The 17,406-nt window shown below is 59.1% G+C and carries 15 protein-coding genes; 9 read left to right on the top strand and 6 right to left on the bottom strand.

Translation table 11 applies throughout. The annotated features are described in order from the left end of the window. Window positions 1-64 precede the first annotated feature (64 nt). From QWY83_RS11095 to QWY83_RS11080, 4 genes are read left to right on the top strand one after another with little or no spacing between them, the layout of a single operon-like run. Window positions 65-1,069, top strand: coding sequence for an AAA family ATPase (locus QWY83_RS11095; protein WP_249945842.1), 1,005 nt, complete (start codon window positions 65-67; stop codon window positions 1,067-1,069). Continuing rightward, window positions 1,066-1,929, top strand: a complete 864-nt coding sequence (locus tag QWY83_RS11090; protein WP_249945843.1) for a DUF58 domain-containing protein — start codon at window positions 1,066-1,068, stop codon at window positions 1,927-1,929. The genes QWY83_RS11095 and QWY83_RS11090 overlap by 4 nt, the downstream gene beginning before the upstream one ends. Before the next feature lie 2 nt (window positions 1,930-1,931). Then, window positions 1,932-4,685 (top strand): DUF4159 domain-containing protein, encoded by a 2,754-nt coding sequence (locus QWY83_RS11085; RefSeq protein WP_249945844.1) that lies wholly within the window; start codon window positions 1,932-1,934, stop codon window positions 4,683-4,685. Continuing rightward, entirely contained in the window at window positions 4,682-6,748 is a 2,067-nt protein-coding gene (locus QWY83_RS11080; RefSeq protein ID WP_249945845.1) for a hypothetical protein, read from the top strand. Before QWY83_RS11085 ends, QWY83_RS11080 begins: the two co-directional genes overlap by 4 nt. Here the strand turns inward: QWY83_RS11080 and QWY83_RS11075 are convergent. Continuing rightward, window positions 6,745-7,443, bottom strand: a complete 699-nt coding sequence (locus QWY83_RS11075; RefSeq protein ID WP_249945846.1) for a DUF599 domain-containing protein — start codon at window positions 7,441-7,443, stop codon at window positions 6,745-6,747. The two genes, QWY83_RS11080 and QWY83_RS11075, sit on opposite strands and share 4 nt — an antisense overlap. Window positions 7,444-7,555: 112 nt before the next feature. Here QWY83_RS11075 and QWY83_RS11070 point away from each other — a divergent pair, with 112 nt between their 5' ends. Beyond that, entirely contained in the window at window positions 7,556-8,347 is a 792-nt protein-coding gene (locus tag QWY83_RS11070; RefSeq protein WP_249945847.1) for a trypsin-like serine peptidase, read from the top strand. Between the two features lie 124 nt (window positions 8,348-8,471). Beyond that, the gene (locus QWY83_RS11065; RefSeq protein ID WP_105235698.1) at window positions 8,472-8,939 is read left to right on the top strand and encodes an Hsp20 family protein; all 468 of its coding nucleotides are present in this window, start codon (window positions 8,472-8,474) and stop codon (window positions 8,937-8,939) included. Between the two features lie 258 nt (window positions 8,940-9,197). On the opposite strand, the gene polA is transcribed toward QWY83_RS11065, so the two are convergent. Continuing rightward, window positions 9,198-12,005, bottom strand: coding sequence for a DNA polymerase I (polA, locus tag QWY83_RS11060; RefSeq protein WP_249945848.1), 2,808 nt, complete (start codon window positions 12,003-12,005; stop codon window positions 9,198-9,200). Between the two features lie 40 nt (window positions 12,006-12,045). Between polA and QWY83_RS11055 the strand changes: the two genes are divergently transcribed. Beyond that, entirely contained in the window at window positions 12,046-12,507 is a 462-nt protein-coding gene (locus tag QWY83_RS11055; RefSeq protein WP_249945849.1) for a hypothetical protein, read from the top strand. A 3-nt stretch (window positions 12,508-12,510) separates the two neighbouring features. On the opposite strand, the gene QWY83_RS11050 is transcribed toward QWY83_RS11055, so the two are convergent. Next, the gene (locus tag QWY83_RS11050; protein WP_067549931.1) at window positions 12,511-12,693 is read right to left on the bottom strand and encodes a zinc-finger domain-containing protein; all 183 of its coding nucleotides are present in this window, start codon (window positions 12,691-12,693) and stop codon (window positions 12,511-12,513) included. Between the two features lie 93 nt (window positions 12,694-12,786). Between QWY83_RS11050 and QWY83_RS11045 the strand changes: the two genes are divergently transcribed. Next, on the top strand, window positions 12,787-13,719 hold the full coding sequence (locus tag QWY83_RS11045) for an ABC transporter ATP-binding protein (RefSeq protein WP_105235701.1): 933 nt from the start codon (window positions 12,787-12,789) through the stop codon (window positions 13,717-13,719). On the opposite strand, the gene modA is transcribed toward QWY83_RS11045, so the two are convergent. From modA to QWY83_RS11030, 3 genes are read right to left on the bottom strand one after another with little or no spacing between them, the layout of a single operon-like run. Further along, window positions 13,716-14,456, bottom strand: a complete 741-nt coding sequence (gene modA / locus QWY83_RS11040) for a molybdate ABC transporter substrate-binding protein (protein ID WP_249945850.1) — start codon at window positions 14,454-14,456, stop codon at window positions 13,716-13,718. The genes QWY83_RS11045 and modA overlap by 4 nt on opposite strands. Window positions 14,457-14,460: 4 nt before the next feature. Then, on the bottom strand, window positions 14,461-14,826 hold the full coding sequence (locus QWY83_RS11035) for an HIT domain-containing protein (RefSeq protein ID WP_249945851.1): 366 nt from the start codon (window positions 14,824-14,826) through the stop codon (window positions 14,461-14,463). A gap of 8 nt (window positions 14,827-14,834) precedes the next feature. Then, entirely contained in the window at window positions 14,835-16,412 is a 1,578-nt protein-coding gene (locus QWY83_RS11030; RefSeq protein ID WP_249945852.1) for a DUF5928 domain-containing protein, read from the bottom strand. Window positions 16,413-16,564: 152 nt separating this feature from the next. Between QWY83_RS11030 and QWY83_RS11025 the strand changes: the two genes are divergently transcribed. Then, a complete protein-coding gene (locus tag QWY83_RS11025; RefSeq protein WP_249945853.1) occupies window positions 16,565-17,383 on the top strand; it encodes a sulfotransferase family protein in 819 nt (272 codons plus the stop codon). Window positions 17,384-17,406 lie beyond the last annotated feature (23 nt).

The following is a 17,406-nucleotide window of genomic DNA, read 5'->3' as shown; positions in this document are numbered from 1 at the left end:
TCCCATTGGGATCAGGGGTGATATCTGGTTCTTTAGGAACATAGTGTGACCGAGGAGCATTGTCATGGCAGCACCCGCCGATCTTGTCGTCGAAATCGAAGCATTGGGCGAAAAGCTCGTTCTGGCGCGGGATAGTATCGCCAAACAATTCATCGGACAAAAGCGGGTTGTGGACCTGACCTTGGCAGCGCTCGTCTCTGGCGGGCATGCGTTGTTGGTCGGTCTACCGGGGCTTGGCAAAACACGACTGGTGAATACGCTCGGCACTGTGATGGGGCTGGATGCGAACCGTGTGCAGTTTACGCCTGACCTGATGCCTGCAGATATCCTTGGCTCCGAGGTGTTGGAAACGGTGGCAGATGGCACACGGGCGTTTCGCTTTGTTGAGGGTCCCGTATTCTGCCAACTTCTTATGGCGGACGAGATCAACCGCGCCTCGCCGCGCACCCAATCCGCGCTCTTGCAAGCGATGCAGGAACGCGAGGTGACGATTGCGGGGCAGCATCGCCCCTTGGGGAAACCGTTCCACGTTCTGGCGACCCAGAACCCGTTGGAACAAGAGGGGACATACCCCCTCCCCGAAGCGCAGCTCGACCGTTTTCTGTTGCAGATCGACGTGCCCTACCCGACCCGCGACGTTGAACGCGAAATCCTCTTGGCAACCACAGGCGCGACCGAAGATACAGCCCACGCCGTCTTTACCGCTGATGAACTGATCGCGGCCCAAGCCTTGCTACGTCGGATGCCCGTGGGCGAAAACATCGTTGAAATGATCCTCGATCTGGTGCGGGCTTGCCGTCCTGATGCAGATGCCCCCAAATTGATCCGCCAAAACGTGGCCTGGGGTCCGGGTCCGCGTGCGGCGCAGGCGCTGATGCTCTGCGCACGGGCTGAGGCACTGATGAACGGGCGACTAGCCCCTTCGCCCGAAGATGTGCGTGCGCTCGCCGCCCCTGTTCTATCGCACCGTATGGCATTGTCCTTTGCGGCACGAGCGCGGGGTGAGAGCCTCACATCCATCATCGACACCGTTTCCGCCCAAATCACCAAGGTTGAGGCCGCCGCGTGAGTGATGCCCTTGCCTTGCGTGCTGGGGCAGAGCGTTTAGCGGCCCCGCTTCCTGCGCTTCTCGCGCAGGCAGAGCATTTGGCGACCACCGTTATTCTAGGCGATCACGGTAGGCGGCGCGCAGGTCTAGGCGACACGTTCTGGCAATACCGCCCAGCGCAGCCCCACGATGAGGCACGTCTGATTGACTGGCGTCGGTCCGCAAGATCCGACACGGCCTTTATTCAGGACAAAGAATGGCAGATCGCGCAGTCGGTGATCCTCTGGGTCGATCGCGCGGCGTCGATGTCGTTCACCTCGGGCGATGAGACCAAGGGTCACCGCGCAAGTGTACTGGCCCTGTCCCTCGCGATCCTACTGTTGCGGGGTGGCGAACGGGTGGGCCTGACGGGCCTACGGCTCCCGCCGAAACGCGGTGAAGCCCAGGCGCTCCATCTGGCAGAGCTATTGGCGGAACAATCGACCGATGATTACGGCAGCCCTGACACCGACGGGATGCTGCCCCATTCCCGCGCCCTCTTTGTCTCTGACTTTATGGGGGACATCGCGGGCGTTGAGGACGCAATGCTGCGTGCAGCGGATCGTGGCATTGGCGGCGCGATCCTTCAGGTGCTTGACCCGCAGGAAGAGGCCTTTCCCTTTGACGGGCGGACGGTGTTTCAGTCGATGGGCGGTAGCCTAACCCACGAAACGCAAAAAGCGGGCGATCTAAAGGAACGCTACCTCGAACGGCTCGCCGAACGCAAAGATCGGCTGGCGCATCTGGCACGCGTGGCGGGGTGGCAGTTTCACTCGCATCACACAGGGCAGAGCGCGGCCTCGGCCCTATTGTGGCTCTACGGCGCGATGGAGCGGAAATAACGATGTTCCAACTCGGCCCCATAGGTTTCGCAGCCCCTTGGCTTTTGATTGCGCTGGTCGCTCTGCCGATCTTGTGGATCGTGCTTCGCGCTGTGCCCCCTGCCCCGATCCGCCGCCGCTTTCCTGGTGTGGCGCTTCTCCTCGGGCTGTCTGACAATGAGGTTCAGACGGATCGCACACCGTGGTGGCTGTTGCTTTTGCGGTCTTTGGCTGTTGCGGCGATGATTAATGGCTTTGCGGGTCCAGTGTTGAACCCGCAGCAAACAGAGGGCGGCGCTGGCCCACTGTTGATCGTCACTGATGGCACTTGGGCCAGTGCGCGGGATTGGGCGACGAGGTTGGACCGCATCGACGCGATGGTGGCGACTGCAGGACGGCAAGGGCGCACGGTCGCTGTTGTTTCCCTGACCGATTTGCCTGCCGATGGCGTTACGTTTCAATCAGCAGACGCCGTTGGGCGAACGGTCGCGGGGCTGACGGCAAACCCGTGGGAACCAGCGGCAGACGACCTCAGCGCATGGATCACGGGGCTTGAGGGATCGTTCGACACCTACTGGCTGTCTGATGGGCTGGACCGCGACACGCGGACTGATCTTATCACCGCATTCCAATCTCACGGCGATCTGCGCGTATTTGAAACCACGCGCCCCGTTTACGCCCTACGCCCCGCCGAATTCGCGGATGGGAAAGTTACGCTGACCGCCCTGCGCAGCATCTCGGGAGTTGAGGTTGATCTATCGGTGGCCGCAATCGGCCTAGACCCGTCTGGGATTGAACGCCAGCTCGCCACCCAAGCAATGACCTTTGCGGCGGAGGCTATTGAGGCCTCCGTCACCTTTGAACTGCCGCCAGAGTTGCGCAATCGGGTGACGCGGTTTGAACTGATCGGCCAATCCACAGCGGGCGCGGTGACGCTGACTGACGACAGCCTGAAACGGCGCGAGGTGGCGCTGATTTCTGGCGGGGCATCGCGCGAGGGATTGGAACTCCTGTCCCCCCTTTATTATCTGCGCGAAGCGCTTGCGGAAAATGCGGACCTCCTCGAACTGCCGCTCAGCGATGTGATCCCCGCCAATCCCGACGTGATCATCCTCGCCGATGTGGCGACGTTGTCCCCGCTCGAATCCGAGGCGATCACCGCATGGGTCGAAAACGGCGGGCTATTGGTGCGGTTCGCAGGGCCACGGATGGCGGCGGCGGAGCTATCGCGGTTAGAGGACGATCCGTTGATGCCTGTGCGCCTGCGGTCAGGTGGCCGAAGTGTCGGCGGCACGATGAGCTGGGGTGCGCCCAAAACGCTCGATACTTTTTCGGGGACTTCGCCTTTCGCGGGGCTCACTGTGCCTGATGATGTGGAGGTGACATCGCAGGTGGTGGCCCAACCCGATCCCACCCTTGCAGAGCGTGTGATTGCGCAACTGACTGACGGCACGCCGCTTGTGACGCGGGCGGAACTGGGTGCGGGACAGATCGTTCTGTTCCACGTCACCGCAAATGCGGAATGGTCGAACCTGCCACTCTCTGGCCTCTTTGTTCAGATGCTCGAACGGCTGGCGGTATCGACGCGCCCATCGCAACCGACATTGGACGACCTCGCAGGCACCACATGGATGCCAGAGCGGGTTCTGGACGCTGCGGGCACGTTGCGAGACGCGGGAACGCTTGCGGGTGTGAGCGGCGAACGCATTGCCGAAGGCACCGTTGGCGCCGACCTTCACCCCGGTTTGTATAGCGGCGAGGATCGCGCATTGGCCGTGAACGTGTTGACCACGGACAGCACGCTTACTCCCGCAACATGGCCCGCTGGCATCACGGTTGAGGGCGCACGCGACGCGACGACGACCCCGCTCAAGGGGGCATTGCTCTTTGCCGCTTTGCTCGTTTTGATGGCGGATATTATCGCGTCATTGTCCGTCTCGGGCCGCCTGCGCGGCGCACGGGCGGTAATGGCCGGGCTGATCGCGCTGGGCCTGATGCCACGGGACGGCATGGCGCAGGACGACAGCTTTGCCATCGCGGCGACCTCGGACGTGGTGCTCGCCTATGTCATAACGGGTGATCAGGCGATTGATGATATCTCTTACGCGGGGCTCTATGGGTTGTCGGATACGCTCTATCGGCGGACGTCCATTGAACCCGCAAACCCGATCGGCGTGAATATCGAGATGGATGAACTGTCGTTCTTTCCGCTGCTCTACTGGCCGATCACCCCCAATCAACCGATGCCCAGCCGCGAAGCCTATGCGAAGCTGAACCGCTATTTACGCAGCGGCGGGATGATCCTCTTTGACACGCGTGATGGCGATGTGGCGCAATATGGCACCTCCACCCCTGAGGCGCGCAAACTGCAGGCGATTGCGGCAGGGCTCGACATTCCGCCTATTGAACCGATCCCCGAAGACCACGTTCTGACGCGGACCTTCTACCTGCTCCAAGATTTCCCCGGTCGCTACAATTCGCCCGAGGTCTGGGTCGAAGCCTCACCGCCTGACGCGGAACAGATCGACGGGATGCCGTTCCGCAACCTCAACGATGGGGTGACGCCTGTGGTGATCGGTGGCAACGATTGGGCCTCGGCTTGGGCGATGGATGAGGCGGGTCGCCGCCTGCTCCCTGTTGGGCGCGGTATGGCGGGCGAACGCCAACGCGAGATCGCATATCGGTTCGGCGTAAACCTCGTCATGCATGTACTGACGGGCAATTATAAATCGGATCAGGTCCACGTGCCTGCGCTACTCGATAGGTTGGGGCAATGACGGGTGTTGTGTTTGATCCGCTGATCGGCTGGCCGTTCATCTGGGCGATTGCAGCGCTCAGCGCGGCGGTGATCGGTCTGTCGCTCTGGCGCGGATTGCGGGGCTGGTGGCTGCGTGGTTTCGCGGCGGTGGCGTTGCTGGTCGCTTTGGCAAACCCTGCCCTGCAACGCGAAAACCGCGAGGCTCTTTCTGACATCGTGATCGCGGTGATCGACGACAGTGCGAGCCAATCCGTCAGCGATCGCCCCAGCCAAACGGCCGATGCGCTGGCGAACTTGCGGCGCGAGGTCGCGGGCTTTGCCAATACCGAACTGCGTGAAATCACCGTGCCTGACGGGACAGGTGATACGGGCACTCGTGCCATGACCGCCCTGACCGAAGCGTTGGCCGAGGAACCATCGGGGCGGATCGCGGGCGTTGTGTTGCTGTCTGATGGACGTATCCACGACATGGACCGTATGCCCACCGTGCCTGCGCCTGTGCACCTTTTGCAATCGGGCAAAGCCACCGATTGGGACCGCCGCCTGATCGTGCGCAACGCGCCTGCCTTTGCCATCATCGGCGAAGCCGTTTCGCTCACCCTACGGATCGAGGATCAGGGCAACGCGCCAACGAACGGCGGCCTCGCCCCACTGACCATCGCGATTGATGGCGGCGTACCGATGCGGTTTGACGTGCCCTTGGGCCAAGATATCGACCTGCCGATCACCCTGCCGCATGGCGGAATGAACGTTCTACAATTCGCGACCACGGCCGATCCGACCGAACTGACCGACCGCAACAACGCCGCCGTTGTGCAAATCAACGGCGTGCGTGATCGGCTGCGAGTTTTGCTGGTCTCTGGCGAACCTCATGCGGGCGAACGGACATGGCGCAACCTGTTGAAGTCCGACCGCGCCGTGGATCTGGTCCATTTCACCATTCTGCGTCCGCCCGAAAAACAAGACGGCGTGCCCGTGGACGAGCTATCGCTGATCGCCTTCCCGACCCGCGAGTTGTTCCTCGAAAAGATCAACGATTTCGACCTGATCATCTTTGACCGCTATCGGCGGCGCGGGATCCTGCCGAACGCCTACTATGAAAACATCGCGAATTACGTGGAACAGGGCGGCGCGCTTTTGGTGTCCTCTGGGCCAGAGTTCGGGACGGCGGATAGCATTTACCGCAGCGCCTTGGGCGATGTGATCCCCGGCGCACCAACCGCCCGCGTGATCGAAGAGGGCTTTGTTCCCACCGTATCCGACCTCGGCCAACGGCACCCTGTGACCGAAGGGCTAGAGGATTACACCGACCGCCGCGAGGATGGATCGGCGGGTTGGGGCCGTTGGTTTAGATTGATGGACGTCGTGCCCACGCCCGACGCCGAGGTTGTCATGACAGGCCCCGATGATCGCCCGCTCTTGGTGTTGAACCGTGTGGGCGATGGGCGTGTTGCCTTGCTGACGTCGGATCAATCGTGGCTCTGGGATCGCGGTGTTGAGGGCGGTGGTCCGCAGCTCGAGCTACTGCGCCGTCTGGCACACTGGATGATGAAGGAACCCGAGCTCGAAGAAGAAGCTCTCTGGGCTGAGGTCACAGGTCAATCGATCCGCATCATTCGGCGCACATTGGGCGATACGGTTGGCAGTGCGACAGTTATCGCGCCTGATGGAACAGAGGTTCAGATGGTCCTCACCCAGACGGCCCCTGGTCGGTTTGAAACCAGCTTTGATGCGATCGACATGGGGCTCTATCGCATCCGCGAGGGCGATCAGGAAACGGTCATTGCCGCTGGACCTGCCGCCCCCAAAGAGTTCGAAGAAACCATCGCGACCAACACCGTTATCGCCCCCTTGATCGAGGCCACAGGCGGCGGCACCCTGCGGATGGAGGATGGCACATTCGACGTTCGCCCTGTGCGGGCGGGTCGCGTGGCGGCGGGCAACGGTTGGATCGGAATCACCCCACGCGGGGCCTATCGCACGGCTGAGGTTGCGGTCTTCCCACTCGTCCCAGCGTGGTTGTTCCTGATCCTGGCCGCGGCTCTGATCCTTGCCGCGTGGCTGCGTGAAGGGCGGCGTTAATCGCCCTTCTTATCCAGCAGAATTTCACGCGGAGCTGAGCTAAATTCACGGCTCCATAGCAAATAAGTGATGCCGACCGTGGTCACCGCCAAGGCAATCGGCCCCACCAGCCAGCCCAAAGCCCCCAGCGCGAAATACATCGCCCGCAGCCCACGGGTGAAATTCACGGACGCGCGGATGTTCAACTCTCCCGCTTGTTTCCAAAGCCTCGTGCCGCGCTCTTCGCCAGCGCGACCAACGGCCCCCATGACAACGGCGCAATATCCAAACAAACGGTGGGCCCAGACGAATTTTAGGAACGCAAAGGTCAAAAAGAACCCGACAAGCACGAGTTTAAGCTGCCAGATGAATTCGGGCGCATCCGCATTGGCGAACTCTTGCGCCACGCCGCGCAATTGATCCGTATTCCCAATCAGCGCCAAGACACCACCGATCGCAAGGATCGAGGTCGAGGCAAAGAACGACGTGCCCTGCCGCAACGTGCCCATGATCTGTGCGTCAAAGATACGATTGTCGCGGGCCTCGAAGGCCTGCATCCAATCCATGCGGTAGGACACCATCAAGGTGGACACCGACGGACGGCCTGCAGGCGGATGTTCGATCACCCACCCCACAACAGCCCAAGCCAGTAGGATAAAGGCAGCGGCAAGCCCGTCGCCCAGCGTCAGCAAAGTCAAGTGATCAATCAAAGTCATGAGTGCAGACTATGCGCGCCTGTGATTTCTTGCCAGAGGCTACAACATAGAGATAGCTGCCATAATGCTGCCGCATGGCTCTGGCAAAAGGGCCGCGAACTAGGGAACTACAATGCGTTTGATCGTCTTACTCATCGCTCTGATGCTGGGCGCGACTTCGGTCGCTGCGCAGGACGGTCGGCTTGTGACCCTCTCGACCTCGAACGATGGCCGTGGATGGGAAGCCGTAGGTCGCCTCGACATCGCGGGCAAAGGGTTCTGCACAGCTGCCCTGATCCGTGATGACCTCATCCTCACCGCCGCCCATTGTGTCTATGACCGCGATGGCCGCCCGATTGAGGCTGGTCGTTTCAGCTTTGGCGCGGGACTGCGCGAAGGTCGGGCCGAAGCCTACCGCAACGTCCGCCGCGTCGTCGCCCACCCCAACTACCGCTTTGGCGTCGGCACAACAGGCGAAGAAGTGGCCCGCGATCTGGCTCTCTTGGAACTTGACCAACCGATCCGAACCACCCGCATTTTCCCCTACCCCATCGCCGCCACGCCACGCGCAGGCGATCAAGTTGGCGTCGTGTCCTATGCCCGTGGACGTGAGGATGCCCCCTCGCTCCAAGAAATCTGCGATGTTCTAGGCCGCCAGAACGGCGTTGTCGTTATGACCTGCGACGTGAACTTTGGCGCATCAGGGTCGCCCGTGTTCAGGGTTAGAAATGGCGTGGCCGAAATCGTATCGGTGGTTTCTGCGATGACCAATCTGGACGGAACACCTGTGTCACTCGGCGCGTCGCTCGACCAACCTCTGTCCGAACTGATGGCCTATTACGATATGGGCGCGCAATCGATCCTGCCCCGCGCGATCATGCCCGGACAACGCGGCGATACGGGCGCGAAATTCATCCGCCCCTAACGGGCTTGAAATCGTAAAATCGCATCCCCAAATCAAATGAACAGGACGCCACAATGGGTCCTGTTTCACGGCCTGTCCCCCATGGGAAGGCGCAATTTTGGTATCGCTCAATGGAGGATAAACCATGCGTAGTTTTGACCTAGCCCCCCTGTATCGTGCCACCGTCGGTTTCGACCAAATCGCTGATCTGATGGATCGCGTCATGTCGACCGAGGCAACACAAACCAGCTACCCCCCATACAATATCGAAAAAACTGGCGAACAAGCATGGCGCATCTCGCTCGCTGTTGCTGGATTTTCCGACGAAGATTTGACGGTAGAACTGCGTGAAAACGCCCTTCTCGTATCGGGCCGCAAACCTGAAGAAGAAGGTGAACGCGCCTACCTGCACCGTGGCATCGCCACCCGCGCCTTTGACCGCCGCTTCCACCTCGCCGACCATGTCCGTGTGACGGGTGCGAGCCATGAGAACGGCATGCTCCACGTCGACCTCGTGCGCGAAGTGCCTGAAGCGCTCAAACCGCGCCGCATCGAAATCAGTAAATCGCCTGCGTATGAGGCCGATGTCATTGAAACGAAGGCTGTGAATTAAACCAAGGTAAAGGGAGGGGGCAGTCTGCCCCCTCTTGTCCCCTTTGGGGCCAATTCACCCCCGAGGATATTTGCGGCACAAAGGCATTGTTAACTTTTTCCTGTCAGAGTGAGCCTGCGGTACAGGCGGGGACGCCGATGACCGTGCACGAAGGCGCAAGCCGAAGCCCGACCAGAGACATCCTCTCGTCGGGCTTTTTCGTGCCTTTGTGCCTGAAATATCCCGGGGGAGCGCGGAACGCGCGGGGGCAGAGCCCCCTTAGTGCGCCTCGGCCCAATTCGCGCCAACGCCCGCATCGACGCTGAGTTTAACGTCGAGCTTAACTGCAGGATCGGCCGCGTTTTCCATCACCTCGCGGGCCCGTTCGATCAGAGCCTCTTCAGACCCTTTTTCGACTTCAAAGATGAGTTCGTCGTGGACCTGAAGGAGCATCTTTGCTGGTAGATCAGCGATCGCATCATCCATCCGCACCATAGCGCGGCGGATCACATCGGCGGCGGTACCTTGGATCGGAGCGTTGATGGCGGCACGTTTCGCAAAGCCCGCGGTCGGGCCTTTGGCGTTGATCTCTGGCGTGTGGATTTTACGACCAAAGAGCGTCTCAACATAGCTGTGCTCTTTGGCAAAGGCGACGGTGTCATCCATATAGGCGCGGATGCCGGGGAAGCGTTCAAAATAGCGGTCGATGAACCCCTGCGCCTCGGCCCGCGGGATGCGCAGGTTACGCGCGAGGCCAAAGCCCGAGATGCCGTAGATCACACCAAAGTTGATCGCCTTGGCCTGACGGCGAATATCCGAGGTCATCTGGTCCAGCGGCACATCAAACATTTCGGACGCTGTCATCGCGTGAATATCATGGCCATCGCGGAAGGCTTGTTTCAGGGTTTCGATCCCCGCCACATGCGCCAGAATGCGCAGTTCGATCTGGCTATAGTCGAGCGAAACGATGACCTTGCCCTCTTCGGCGACAAAGGCTTCGCGGATGCGGCGGCCTTCTTCGCTGCGAACAGGGATGTTTTGCAGGTTCGGATCGGTCGAGGCCAGACGGCCCGTGTTCGCACCCGTTTGCAGGTAGGATGTGTGCACGCGCCCTGTGTCTGCGTTGATGTGGTTTTGCAGTGCGTCCGTATAGGTCGATTTCAGTTTCGACAATTGCCGCCAGTCGAGTACCAACCGCGGCAATTCGTGTTCGGTGGCGAGGTCTTCGAGGATGTCCGCACCCGTTGCATAGGCGCCCGTTTTACCCTTTTTCCCACCCGGAAGGCCAAGGTGATCAAAGAGCACTTCGCCCAATTGTTTGGGAGAGCCGACGTTAAACTCCATGCCCGCTGTGGTCTTAATCTCGTCCTCTAGCGCTGCCATTTTCTGGGCAAAGGCGTTGGACATGCGCGACAGTGTATCGCGATCAACCTTTACGCCAGCCTGTTCCATCCGTGCGAGGACGGGGACCAGTGGGCGCTCTAACGTCTCGTAGACGGTTGTGACTTTTTTCTGTGTCAGTTGCGGTTTGAACAATTGCCAGAGGCGCAGGGTGATATCGGCGTCCTCGGCTGCGTATTTCACCGCGTCATCGACGGGCACCCGATCAAAGGTGATCATGGATTTGCCCGAGCCTAAGAGCGATTTGATTTCGATCGGGTTGTGCGACAAGTAGCGTTCAGACAGGGCATCCATCCCGTGACCGTGAAGGCCAGCGTTCAGCGCATAAGACATCAGCATCGTGTCGTCGATGGGCGCGACCTGCACACCGTAGCGGCTCAGGATTTTGGCGTCGTATTTGATGTTCTGACCGATTTTGAGGATCGACGGGTCCTCTAGCATCGGTTTGAGGATCGCGATGGCCTCGTCCAAATTCATCTGACCCGTGGCGAGTTCGGCACCGCCAAAGAGGTCATCCGCCACAGAGGATTTATGAGTGAGAGGAATATAACAGGCCTCGCCCGCCGTGACACAGAGCGACACACCAACGAGGTCCACAACCATCTCATCGAGGCCCGTTGTCTCTGTATCAAAGGCGATGTAGCCGCGATCATAGGCGCGGGCGACCCACGCCTTGAGCGCATCCGCGTCGCGAACACATTCATATTTCTCATGATCAAAGGGGAGCTGCGCGGGCATATCTGCCGCGATTGGGTCCGCGCCCTCGGGTGTGGTGTCGGGGATCACGGGGCTGTCGACGCCCATCTTATCCGCGATCCGCTTTGACACGGTGCGGAACTCCATCGCGGAGAGGAAGGCCAAGAGTTTATCAGCCTCGGGATCGCGGATTTCCAGATCATCGATGCTGAAATCCAAGGGCGTGTTGCAGTCCAACTGCACCAATTGTTTGGACAGTTCGATCTGCGCGCGGTTGTCGATCAGGGTCTCGCGGCGTTTCGGCTGTTTGATCTCGCCCGCGCGGTCCAAAAGGGTCTCCAGATCACCAAATTCGTTGATCAAAAGGGCTGCGGTTTTCAGACCGATCCCCGGTGCACCCGGCACGTTATCAACGCTATCGCCCGCGAGCGCCTGCACATCGACGACGCGCTCTGGGCCGACGCCGAATTTCTCGACCACGCCGTCGCTATCAATGCGTTTGTTTTTCATCGGGTCGAGCATTTCGACGCCGCCGCCGACCAACTGCATGAGGTCCTTGTCCGAGGACACAATGGTGACGCGGCCACCCAGCTCACGCGCCTGACAGGACAGCGTGGCGATGATATCGTCGGCCTCGTAGCCTTCGATTTCGTGGCAGGCGATGTTGAACGCACGCGTCGCTTCGCGGGTCAGGGGGAACTGCGGGATCAGGTCTTCGGGCGCGGGCGGACGGTTGGCCTTGTATTTGTCGTAGAGATCATTGCGGAAGGTTTTTCCAGAATAGTCAAAGATTACGGCGACGTGGGTGGCTGCATCAGGGCCAGAATTCCCCTCGACATAGCGTTGGAGCATGTTCACAAATCCACTGACGGCACCAACAGGAAGGCCGTCCGATTTGCGGGTTAAGGGGGGCAGCGCATGGTACGCGCGAAAGATAAACGCCGATCCATCAATAAGATGGAGGTGACAGCCTTTTCCGAACCCGCTCATGCATTTTTCCCTTCGCTTTTCAGTTACCAAAGGTTTTGACATGTTCCGCGTCCTGCTTCCAGTCGCCATTCTCTGTGCCAGCACAGTAAACGCTCAATCCAACACATCCTGTTCGATGACCGATGACGCGGAGAACTGTAACCGCGTGGTGGCTTGTGTGGGGTCTGAGGGGCTTTGGTTCAATGGACGCGCGTTTGGGCGCGGCGAAGGGACCTTTGTCGGGAAATTATCGGACGGGACACTGTGTGATGGCACATGGATGTCGCGCAATTTGCTTGGCCTTGGGCAAGCGGACGTCACCTGCGAAGACGGACGTTCGGGGCGCGTCTACTATACCTATCAGGACAGCTACACGGGCACCGCGATTGGCAACGGCCTAATGAACACAGGCGAAGGCATAAAGATTTGGTCCGGCAACAATGTGCTGGCCTATCTGCGCGGTGACACAGGGGAACGGATCGCCATGCTGCCGTGTAACGGTGCGGCGATCCCGATTAGCTAAGGATCAGTGGTGATCTTTAGCGTTTGCGCTGACTTCATAGCGGCAGTCGCAATAGGGGCATTCCACGTATTTCGTGTCATGCGGAATGGTCAGCCAAACGCGCGGATGGCCCAGAGCCCCCTCACCGCCATCACAGGCGACTTTCCATTGATCGACGATCTTGGTTTCGGGTGCAGGAATGGTCATCACTTGGCCTATCTGGTTGTCGCGGGACTTCGTCCGCTTTAGATCGGGTTGTAAGTTATATCAACCCCACGCACGGGCAAGCGGGAAAGCAAGATGACCGAAAATGCGATTGAAATCGAAGGTCTGCGGAAAACCTACGCGGCGACAGGCCGATCTGCGGCTAAAGAAGCGTTAAAAGGCATTGACCTAAACATCCCCCGTGGTTCGATTTTTGGCCTCTTGGGGCCGAATGGCGCGGGGAAATCGACGATCATAAATATTCTGGCGGGTCTGGTGAACAAATCCGCTGGTCGGGTGAACATCTGGGGATTCGATCAGGACAAAAACCCACGCCAATCCCGTGCGGCCATCGGCATCATGCCGCAGGAACCGAACCTCGATCCGTTTTTTACCCCACGGGGGAGCCTTGAGGTTCAGGCGGGCCTTTATGGCGTTCCAAAATCGCAGCGTCGCACGGATGAGATTCTCGAACTGATTGGCCTGACCGATAAGGCCGAAGCCTATGCGCGGTCGCTGTCTGGCGGGATGCGGCGGCGGTTCTTGCTGGGCAAGGCGCTGGTGCATAGCCCGCAGATCCTCGTCCTTGATGAACCGACGGCGGGTGTGGATATCGAACTGCGCAACATGCTCTGGGCGAACGTCCGTCGCCTGAACGAAGAGTTGGGCATGACGATCATCCTGACCACGCACTACCTCGAAGAAGCGCAGGAAATGTGTGACGAGATCGCGATCATCAACCATGGTGAGCTGATTACGCGCGACACCACGGCGAACCTTTTGGGCCGTTTGGACAGCAAAACGATGGTGATCACCCCTGCGGAGCCCATCGCGCAACCTGACGTGCCTGAAGGCATCACCGTTGCAGCGCGCAAAGATGGATCGCTGGCCTTTACCTACAAACCCCGCGAAACCTCGGCTGAGGCGGTATTGGCTGCGGTTCACGCTGCGGGCATCCGTATCGCGGACGTGAAAACCGAAGAGGCAGACCTAGAGGATGTATTCCTCGCGCTGACGTCGAACCGTTAATTCAGGACGGCGAACCCCTGCGCCTCGAACAAGGCGCGGGCGGTGGGGCCCGAGAGATAGTCGAGGAACGCGTTTTCTGCCTCGCTGTCGCGCCCTGTGATATCGGCCACGGGATAGACGATGGCGGGATAGCTGTCGGTCGGGAACTCTGCGACCACATGGACCGAAGGATCGGCCAAAGCATCCGTCGCATAGACGATCCCGAACGGCGCCTCCCCCAACGCGACGAGCGCCAGTGCCGACCGCACGTTATCCATTTGGGCGACCTGCGGCTGGATGTCGGCCCAAAGGCCCAAGGTTTCCAACGCGGCCTTCCCGTAAATCCCCGCAGGCACCGAATCGACCATGCCCATCGCGATCCGTTCGTTTCCGAGGGCTTTGGGGAAGTCGGCAAAATCGACCGATGCCGCGCTCTCTGCGCTGCCGATCAGGACGAGCGTATTGCCCAGCAGATCGCGGCGGGTTCCGTCCTCGATCAGACCCTCGGCCTCGACCACGTCCATCCATTCGGTGTTGGCCGAGATAAAGATATCCGCAGGCGCGCCTTGGGTGATCTGACGGGCAAGCGCAGATGATCCTGCGAAGGACAGAACCACATCGTTGCCCGTCGTCTGCGTGAACTCTGCCGCGATCTGGTCGAGCGCGGTTTTGGTGCTGGCGGCAGCAAAGACCACGACCGTATCCGCAGCAGCCGTTTGGGCTGCCAGTACGGTGCAGAGGCTCAGCGTGCGCCACATGGCATCAAACCTTTGGCAACATCCGGCCCAGAACACGGCCACCCAAGATGTGCAGGTGGAAATGCGGAACGTCCTGAACGCCTGCTTCACGGGTGTTGGCGATGGCACGGAAGCCGTCCTCCACGCCTGCAATTTTGCAGACCTCAGCGACCGCCTGCATAAAGCCGACCTGTTCCTCGGCAGAGGCTGCCATCGCGAAATGGTCCAGCGACATATACGGACCCTTGGGGATGATCAGGATATGGACAGGCGCTTGCGGTGCGATGTCTTCGAACGCGAGGGCATGATCGTTTTCATAGACAGTCTTATTCGGGATTTCACCGCGCAAGATTTTCGCAAAGATGTTCTGCGGATCGTAGTTAAAGTCCATGAGGGGCCTCAGTCGACGTAAAGATAAGGGGTCTGTGCGATCGTTCGCGCCACATCATCGGACACAGACAAGAAAGACGCAATGGCCGCCGCGTTGTCTTCGGGCGGGACCAATTCGCGGATGCGGTAGTAGTGTTCAAAGCCACCGTCACGGATGCGATCGCTCTCGTGGGCAAAGTCGTTGCGCACCGTCGGCAAGAGCCGCGCCACGGTATCAGGCGGGGTTTGGTGGCCCATAAGGCCAACGCGGCTGGAGTGACCGATCAGGTATTCGTCCGAAAACTCGCACTGGATTTCGAGGATTTTCGTCGTCGCACGGTCAGAGGCAAAATCCTGCATCAGATCCAGGTTCGCCGTATCCATACAGATCACCATTTTGTCGGTCTGGTGATAGTCGAATAGCATCCGCATCATCGCCCGTCTGTGACGATGTCGTTTGCCCAAGGTCGCCTGAATACCCCCCAGATCAGGGAGCGGCGTGGCCTCTTCGTTAAAGAGATAAGCGACGGTCGGGATGTTGGCGTTTTGGTTTATGGCGTCGATCAAACGCTTGGCCACGTGCCATTTCTTACAGGCGACGATCAGCAGTTCGCGTTCGCGGCCAAGGCTGGCTTCGGCCTCCCAGAAACGGGGGGCAAAGCGGCGCCCTTCGCGACCACGGCCAGACAGGAACTTGAACAGGTTCCGACCTTCGTTCGAGATTTTGAAATCGTCTTGGTCCGAGGCATAAAGCCGACCGAGCCGTTTTTTTAGGTCCACCGCTTCGGGGCTGATCTTGCGAGCAAAGAGCGAATCCTGCGCCAACAGCATGTCGAAGTGATCGTTGTAGAACGTCACAGGCATCCCGTAGTCGGTAAACATCAGGAAGGTCAGCGTGCGAGTGTCGATCTCTTTGGCGGGGATCAGGTGCCGCACGAGGGTCTGGAAAAACGTCTCGTCGGGAATCCACGTGGTCGAAAAGAACTTCATCACGTCTTTGCGCTGACGGGCGAAATCGAGAATCCACTCGATTGTGCGGCGACGCAGGCACCACCACTGACTACCGATCTGGACCTGAATATCGTCGGGGATCGCACGTTTCAGACCTGCCCAACGCTGGAACCAGAAGGACCAGTAGAACAGGCGTTTGTGCACACGTTCATTGAACCAATGGCGGTAGATGAGGCGTTCCTCTTTCATCCCCGTTTTGATCCAATCGCTTTCGAAGAAATCAAAACTTTCGATGTAGTCGACATCACGGCCGTCGAGGAATTCTTTTGCGTATTTCGCTGATTTGATCGCCATGCAATCACCAGACACCATGTAAAAATGGGTCGCACGCGGGAAGGCATCGACTGCGGATTCAATGGCGTAGAGCGTCGCTTGAACGAGGCTCCATTCACCCCAGCCGCATTTGATCCGCTTTTTCGCGAAGGTGACATTTGGGTTGTCGGCCAAGGCCTCGCGGATCAGCTGATAGTCGTCTTTGGACGCGCTGGCATCAAAGTGGATCGAAATGTAATCCCCAACCGCGGTGAGCTGTTGGGCTTGCTGCACAATCGCCTCGGGGTTCTTGTGGCACAGGAGAATGAAGGCGATTTTTGCCATATTGGAAACAAAACCCTGCGGTCGAACTGATCAGTTTCCCCCTTGATAACCCGAAGACCCGTTGAATAAACAGCGTTTCTTTGATTTTTATGGTGGATAATGTCCCGCACGATCTGGCAACAAGGGACAAAGGGTAACAAGGGGCGACGAGTATGGGCTTTCCTGGAACGTGGATGACTGAGAGCGAAAGCATGGTGTATCGGGTAGTGCCGAAATGCGCCTGCTCCTCAATCGGTCAGATTATGTATTACTCCGACCACGGAGAGTTCTTTGACGGCGACATCCACGATGCAACTGACCGTATGCACAAATGGGCGTTTGAGGCCAGCCAACCGCTGATCACCGACAACGTCAAAGCGCACAAAAGCTATGCCTTCACTTGCGTGCGGAACCCTTACACTCGCATCCTGTCATCGTTCTTTGACAAAATCTGCGGGATTCAGCGCAACGGGAAACGCTACCGCGGGAACCTTGTGCCGCAACTGGCGCAGAAATATGGGATCGAAGTCGGCTCGCCCGAGGATGATTTCGATTTCGACCAGATCAAATCGTTCCGTCGGTTCCTCTTGTTCGCACGCGACACCATCCGTTGGAAACGCCCGATGGAGCCCGACATTCACTGGTCGGCCATGTCTGGCCATATCGCGACTTTCATTGCGAACGGTGGCAGCTACGACCACATCTTCTTTAACGAGAAATTCAACGAGGGCATGCAGGTCGTCCTCGACAACTGCGAAACCGCGCATCCGATCGACCTGAAAACCATCCCCCGCTTTAACGAAAGCGAAGGGCACGGGCCGAAGCGGGCGCATCCTGTTGAAGATTACTTTGACGATCTGTCGATGCACCTCGTCTATGAAATCTACAAAAAGGATTTCAATCTGTTCAAATACGACTTTGAAAATCCGGGGAACAAGATGCCAATCGGCGAGATCGATCTGGCAGAGGTTCACGCCAAACTCGGCGACTAGAACCGTCGTAATACATTAGGATT

Origin of the sequence: Marivivens donghaensis (assembly GCF_030410045.1) — a bacterium.
GTDB lineage: Bacteria > Pseudomonadota > Alphaproteobacteria > Rhodobacterales > Rhodobacteraceae > Marivivens > Marivivens donghaensis.
The sequence above is the reverse complement of the archived record's forward strand: the minus strand, read 5'-3'. Positions and strand labels throughout refer to the sequence as shown.